This is a genomic window from Paenibacillus sp. DMB5, assembly GCF_001517085.1.
In the GTDB taxonomy this organism is placed as follows: domain Bacteria; phylum Bacillota; class Bacilli; order Paenibacillales; family Paenibacillaceae; genus Paenibacillus_AQ.
The window spans coordinates 1-6,440 of record NZ_LRAC01000035.1 but is presented as its reverse complement, the minus strand read 5'-3'; the positions used below and the strand labels follow the sequence as shown (position 1 = coordinate 6,440).

The following is a 6,440-nucleotide window of genomic DNA, read 5'->3' as shown; positions in this document are numbered from 1 at the left end:
ACAGGAGCAACTGGTGTAACGGGAGCCACTGGAGAGACGGGAGCGACTGGTGTAACTGGTGCAACTGGGGAGACAGGAGCAACCGGGTTGACCGGAGCAACTGGTGTAACAGGCGCGACTGGAGAGACAGGGGCAACCGGGTTGACAGGTGCGACAGGAGCGACCGGAGAGACGGGAGCTACAGGCGTCACCGGTGTTACCGGGGTAACTGGAGCCACGGGAGCAGGGGTGGCCACGGAAGGATTCTCGGCATTTTTGCCTACATTCTCTGCAGCCACAAGTACTCAGCTTACAGGCTGGACTGTAACGACACCTTATTATGACAGTGCCACTTTCGACGAGGTGACGGGTAACTATACTGTTCCTGTAACCGGCCGGTACTCTTTTGAGGCAACCATCAACTATTCAACGACTGCGGCTATCACAATCTCTTTAGGCGCAGGCACGAATCCGGCTTTTGTAATCCGGAGAACCTCCCCGGCCACAACCGACCTGGTAAGCGGACTGTTCCCGCTGCTTAATGTCAACGTAGCCCTTGTTTTAACACTTAGAACAATTCTGGGCAATGGCACGGTCACACTGACGGGTGACTTTTTGCTGAACGCTGGCGATGTAATCGGGCTGTTCTATGAGGCAGACGGCCTGACGGTTCCGCTGGATCTGGGCGGCGACTCCTCGGGTATTGTCTGGTCTGTTGTCCGGCTGACTTAATGTCCGGCCTGTCCGGCAACAGCTGAATAACAAAAAGAGCCGGTTCCCGGGAGCGATCCCGGAGCCGGCTCTTTTACACTTTTAGCATGATAAAGTTAGTTTGAAAGCTCTACAAAATCCCCGCGGAACCGCTCATAGTCGGCAGCCCGGCATTCCAGCACCAGCTTTGTACCCTGCTCCTCGTAGCTGACCTCCTGGACATGGGCATGTTCATTAAAATAAGAGACAATGCTGCCGCGGTCATACGGAATCAGAATTTCGCACTGAATGTAGTCATTGAACACATGTGAGCGGATCAGTCCCGTAAGCTCGGCAATCCCGCTGCTCTGTTTAGCGGACAAAGTAACCGAGTCGCCCTCAACAGCCGGATATGCACGCCCGGTCAGATCTGCTTTGTTGTAGGCATACACGGTAGGGATGCCGTCAGCCCCAAGCGCTTTCAGCGTTTCGGTAGTAACAGCCATATGCTGCTCATGCTGCGGATCTGAGGCATCTACGACATGAATCAGCAGGTCAGCTTCGGTTACCTCCTCCAGGGTAGAGCGGAACGCTTTGACCAGATGATGGGGCAGCTGGCTGACAAAGCCTACTGTATCGGTTAGCAGGAAGGTTTTATGATCAGGCAGCCTGATGCTGCGTACCGAAGTTTCCAGAGTGGCGAACAGCATATTTTTGGCAAATACCTGTTTATTGGAGCCGGGATGATAAGTCTCAACCATAGCATTCAGCAGGCTGGACTTGCCCGCATTGGTATAACCGACGAGACAGACCACCGGCACCTCATTTTTATGGCGCTGTTTCCGCTGGATCTGACGCCGTTCAACCTGAGCCTGCAGCTCCGTCTGCAGTGCGGTAATCCGTTCCTCAATTCTTCTGCGGTCGAGCTCCAGCTTTGTTTCACCGGCACCTCTGTTCTTCAGGCCCGATCCGCCGCCCTGGCGGCCTAATGATTCGCGCATGCCCGTCAGCCGGGGGAGCATATACTGCAGCTGGGCAACTTCAACCTGCAGCTGTGCCTCTTTCGTTTTGGCCCGGTCGGCAAAGATATTGAGGATCAGAATGGTCCGGTCAATAACCTGGCGGTCAAGCGATGATTCCAGATTGCGGATTTGGGAAGGCGTCAGCTCATCGTTAAAAATAATAACGGTGTCCTCATCCTGCACCATTGCGGCCAGCTCCTGGATTTTACCGGTGCCCAGATAGTGGGAGGGGTTAATCCGGCTGGCCTTTTGGCTCAGTTCGCCAATTACGGTAATATTGCAGGCAGCGGCCAGATTGCGCAGCTCCTCCATGGAATAAGCAAAGTTTGTATCATTCTGCAGCTGTATCCCGACAATAATCGCTTGCTGTTGAGTGGTTTCCATATGGTGAACAACCTCCTGAGATTTTAAAAATAGAGTAAAGACAGGCGAAGGACAGGTAGGCTGCGGTCTAACCGACATGAAAAAGCACAGGCGTTATCTGCCTGTGCTTGCAATTGAGGTAACAGAATAGACCAGAGGTAACATGCCGCGTACGCACGTTACCTGCCAGCAGGTACACTCTACAGCTGGAATGATCAGGAGCAGCCGGTGCGTAAACAGAAAATAAAATAGTATCTCCGTTATGACGGACCGGGTGGATCAAAAGCTATAGAGATGCGATTTCTAAAGGCGCAGGCTGCTTCCGGCCGTAACAACGGTCAGCCTGCATACATTATGGGTTGCCTTTAAAAATGGATAGACCTATCCTGAGACCTCTGCACATGGGCAGAACTTTAGCGCTATTCATATCTGATTAGCCGCGCAAAGTACGAATCCGGATAAAATCTATCACATTCATTTGCAACCCTCCGTTCCTAAAAGTTGAATTAAGCTTAGCATATCCGTCATTTTTTGGCAAACAGACTTACGGATATAAGACTAATCCAGAAACTTCTAAACTTGTCTGCATAGTATATAGAATCTGAGGTTGCCTGGAGAGGAGGAAAGCGGAATGCCTGTATTTACTTCGAATACGCTGACAAGCAATTCCATACCCGGTCTGGGCCCGATAAGCCAGGCTGTTATCAAAGTAGTCAACAACGGTACGTCCAGAGCCGTAGTTTATTTGACAGGCCTGAATAATGATGTGAGCCCTGGCACGCTGTTCGTTCAGGAATTGTTTGAACTGGATTATGAGGAAGTTATCAGCAGAACCTATAATATTGTGCAGGATTTTTTTCAATTTAATCTGGTGTATTCCCAGGAGAATGTACACGTCCAGATTTTTCTGATCGACAGCGCGGGCACCTATTATCCGGTTAAGCTGATGCGGACTGCGGTAAGCCGGATCACCTCGGAGTTTCGTGACAATATATCACTGACGGCCACTGATTTTGCTGCAATCAGTTTCCGCAGGAGCGGGTTAACTGCAATACCAGAGGCAGTTGCAGCTGAGCTGAGAGCGGACAGCCTGGAGATCCTCGCCTCCACACCGGTCCGTTATCAGCTGGTGGCAGGCGGTACGGTCAACGGCAGCTTTGTCAATTTCCCGACCCCGACCACCGCAATTCCTGCAGCCGGAACTGCACTGCAGGTCAATTATACCTGTACGGCAGTAACGGGCGGGAGGGTGATTACACAGGGGCTCGGGTCGGGGATTTCCGGTGCTTATCAGAATGTTTCGGTGAATCTGCATAGCCAGCTGCTGCTCTACGATCTGCAGGAAGAGCCTATAACGCTTGTCATCAGCTCGCTTGCCGGTGAGGACAATGTGGCTGTTACGTTTAGAATGTCAGAGCAGTGGTGAGATGTTGCTGGAATTAGTACACCTTCAACGAGAATTATCCAGTAAGCCGGAGATGTCCGCGGTATTGTAGTTGTCGTGGTCTACTTTCCAGGTGCCTCCTGTTTTTATAAGCTGGATCGTCCCTTCCAGAGTCAGTTTATCGCCAGCAGCTTCTCCGAAGCGGAGAGTGCCTGTATAGGTAAGCCCGACAGATGCTTCTGTGGTATTCATTTCTGTAAAGCTAATGAAGGTGATCCGGAGATTGTGCTGTTTAAGAAAAGAGAGCCTGGGAGCCGGAGAATATCCCTTGTTGTTTGCCGGCGCATCGAAAAATGCTGATGTAGTCAGGCTGCGGATTTCGTCCATTTTTGCCTGCTCCTGTACTGCGATTTCCTCCTGCGCAGCCGGAAGATCAGCTTCAAGTTCAGCCCTCTTGTAGGTACTGGCTACGCTCATTGCCTCGGTAACATTGTTGCTTACGGCAGCAGGCTCTTGCCTTGAACAGGCAGAGACTAGGATTGAACATACCATTATGAGTACGGTAAGTATAAGTGTATTCAGCCGCATTTTAGCTCCTCATTTCCCGGGAAACTATGTAATACCAATTCCAATATTATACACTATGGAAATGAAAAAGACGGCCCGTCGCGGACCGTCTTTTTTGAAATATTCGGGCTTATGCCGTTACGTGCCCGGCTGATTCATTAGCAACCATCTGGCTTAACTGCACTTTATACAACTAAAACACCGATTTTCCTCTCTGATGCCCGTTTAACTGTATTTCGTACAATTAAAAAGCCGAAAAAGGGCTGTTTCAGTCATTTCAGACAGATTTAATTGCACAAACTACATTTATAGGTCCCCCGGTGCTTGTGGTGGCCGTTTTTAAGTGTACAAAATGCACCTATCCGGTTTAGTGTGGCGGTGGCGGGGTAAAATGGCCTGTTAAATAGACCCCTGTTATACATCTAGAGCATCCGCAGCCCGGCACCTCTGTAAAATAATCAGCCCACCCATTCCCGCCGCAGCGTGAACAAATCCTTCAGCGCATCATTATTCAGCTCGGTAATCCAGTTCTCGGAGCCGGAGATGACGTCATCACTGAGCTGCTGCTTGCTCTCCAGCATCTCGTCAATGCGCTCCTCCAGCGTGCCGAGCGAGATGAATTTGTGCACCTGTACATCCTTGGTCTGGCCCATCCGGTAGGCGCGGTCGGTGGCCTGATTCTCTACGGCCGGATTCCACCAGCGGTCGAAGTGGAATACGTGATTGGCTGCCGTCAGATTGAGGCCTACGCCGCCTGCCTTGAGTGAAAGAATGAATACATTCGGCTGATCCGCAGCAGGCGGAGCTCCGTCCGGCGGAGCCGGAGTCTGAAACTGCTCAATCATGCGGTCGCGGGCCTGCTTGGAGGTACTGCCGTTTAAGTACAGCACAGGCTCCTTCAGCTCCTGCTGAAGCACGGACTGGAGCATCTGGCCCATGCCGACATACTGGGTAAAGATCAGGCAGCGCTCATTCTCTTCACGCAGCTCCCGCACCATCGCGAGCAGCCGCTCCAGCTTGGAGGAGCGCTCGATCAGGGAAGCAGCATCAAGACCATCCGCTGTCTCCGGAAGGGCTTCCTTCGTCAGCAGCACCGGGTGATCGCAGAGCTGCTTGAGGCTGGTGAGTGCAGCAAGAATGGCACCTTTGCGCTCAATTCCTTCCAGCTTGTTCATTTTCTCCAGCAGTCCGGTCACATTCTGGTCATAAAGCGCTGCCTGCTCTGCTGTGAGATTGACATAGGTCTTCATTTCGTTTTTGTCCGGCAGATCCAGCTGGATGCTCGGGTCTTTCTTTTTGCGGCGCAGCATGAACGGCTTCACCAGCTTCTGGAGATCGGCCGTCCGCTCGGGATTCCGCTCCTTCTCAATCGCATTCGCGAACCTGTCCTGGAAGGATTTGGCCGTGCCCAGGTATCCCGGCGTGATGAAGTCGTAGATGGACCACAGCTCGGACAGCCGGTTCTCAATCGGCGTACCGGTAAGAGCAATCCGGTGCAGCGCCGGGAAGCTGCGCACCGCTGAAGACTGCTTGGTCCCGGCATTCTTGATATTCTGCGCCTCATCGAGGCAGACGGCAGCCCAGGTGAACTGCTGGAGCAGCTCCTGGTCAAGTGCTGCTGTAGCATACGAGGTCAGGACCACATCAGCCTGGGAGGCCGCGCCGTAGAAATATCCGGCGTTCAGCCGTCTGCCGCCATAGTGCAGCATGACGTTCAGGGAAGGAGCGAAGCGCTGCAGCTCCTTCTGCCAGTTGCCGAGCACGGAGGTCGGGCAGATGATCAGCGCCGGCCAGCCCGGCGGATCGGTCTGCGGCCCGCCCGCATCCGGGCCGGCCTCCTTCATGTGCAGCAGATAGGAGATCAGCTGCACGGTTTTGCCGAGGCCCATGTCGTCGGCCAGGACAGCGCCGAGGCCGAAGCGGCGGAGGAAGGCCAGCCAGGCGAAGCCTTCATGCTGGTAGCTGCGCAGCTCCGCCTGCAGCCCGGCCGGCACAGCCGGCCTCGGCCACTCAGCCCGCTGGCCGAGCTGTCCGATCAGCTGAACGAGCTGCTCGTTCAGCTCCACCTCCAGCCGCACGCGCGCTGCCTGCTGTTCGGCCTGCTCCGCTGCGGCTTCCGCATCGCCGCCCTCTTCGCCGCTGCCCAGCAGGTGCAGCTGCAGCACATCCTGAAAGGACAAGCCGTGCGACTTGTCCATACCGGCCATGGCCCGCTGAATCTGGGCCAGCAGGGCGGGGTCAAGCGGGATCCACTTGCCCCGGAACTGAACGAGCCGTTCGCCGCGGGCGACCAGCTCGGCGAACTCCGCCTCCGAGAGGTCGGCGTCGCCGATCGAGATGCGCCAGTCGAAGTCGACCAGCGCATCCAGCCCGAACAGCGACCTGCCGCCGCCGCGGCTGCCTTCGCCGGAGCTGATCCGGGCGCGCAGGCGCGG

General features: G+C 54.3%; 5 protein-coding genes. 2 read left to right on the top strand and 3 right to left on the bottom strand.

Going from position 1 to position 6,440, the window contains the following annotated elements:
• On the top strand, positions 1 to 711 hold a 711-nt coding region (locus AWJ19_RS06715), incomplete at its 5' end, for a collagen-like protein (RefSeq protein WP_198536480.1).
• 95 nt (positions 712 to 806) lie between these two features.
• Here AWJ19_RS06715 and hflX read toward each other — a convergent pair.
• Entirely contained in the window at positions 807 to 2,075 is a 1,269-nt protein-coding gene (gene hflX / locus AWJ19_RS06710) for a GTPase HflX (RefSeq protein WP_068722325.1), read from the bottom strand.
• A gap of 610 nt (positions 2,076 to 2,685) precedes the next feature.
• On the opposite strand from hflX, the gene AWJ19_RS06705 reads away from it, so the two are divergent.
• Positions 2,686 to 3,480 (top strand): hypothetical protein, encoded by a 795-nt coding sequence (locus tag AWJ19_RS06705; protein ID WP_068722323.1) that lies wholly within the window; start codon positions 2,686 to 2,688, stop codon positions 3,478 to 3,480.
• A gap of 24 nt (positions 3,481 to 3,504) precedes the next feature.
• Here the strand turns inward: AWJ19_RS06705 and AWJ19_RS34605 are convergent, their stop codons facing one another.
• Positions 3,505 to 3,825: a hypothetical protein gene (locus tag AWJ19_RS34605; protein ID WP_128083525.1), complete on the bottom strand. Its 321-nt coding sequence runs from the start codon at positions 3,823 to 3,825 to the stop codon at positions 3,505 to 3,507.
• Positions 3,826 to 4,463: 638 nt separating this feature from the next.
• Positions 4,464 to 6,440 (bottom strand): DEAD/DEAH box helicase (locus AWJ19_RS06695; RefSeq protein ID WP_198536479.1); only part of this gene is annotated, 1,977 nt, incomplete at its 5' end.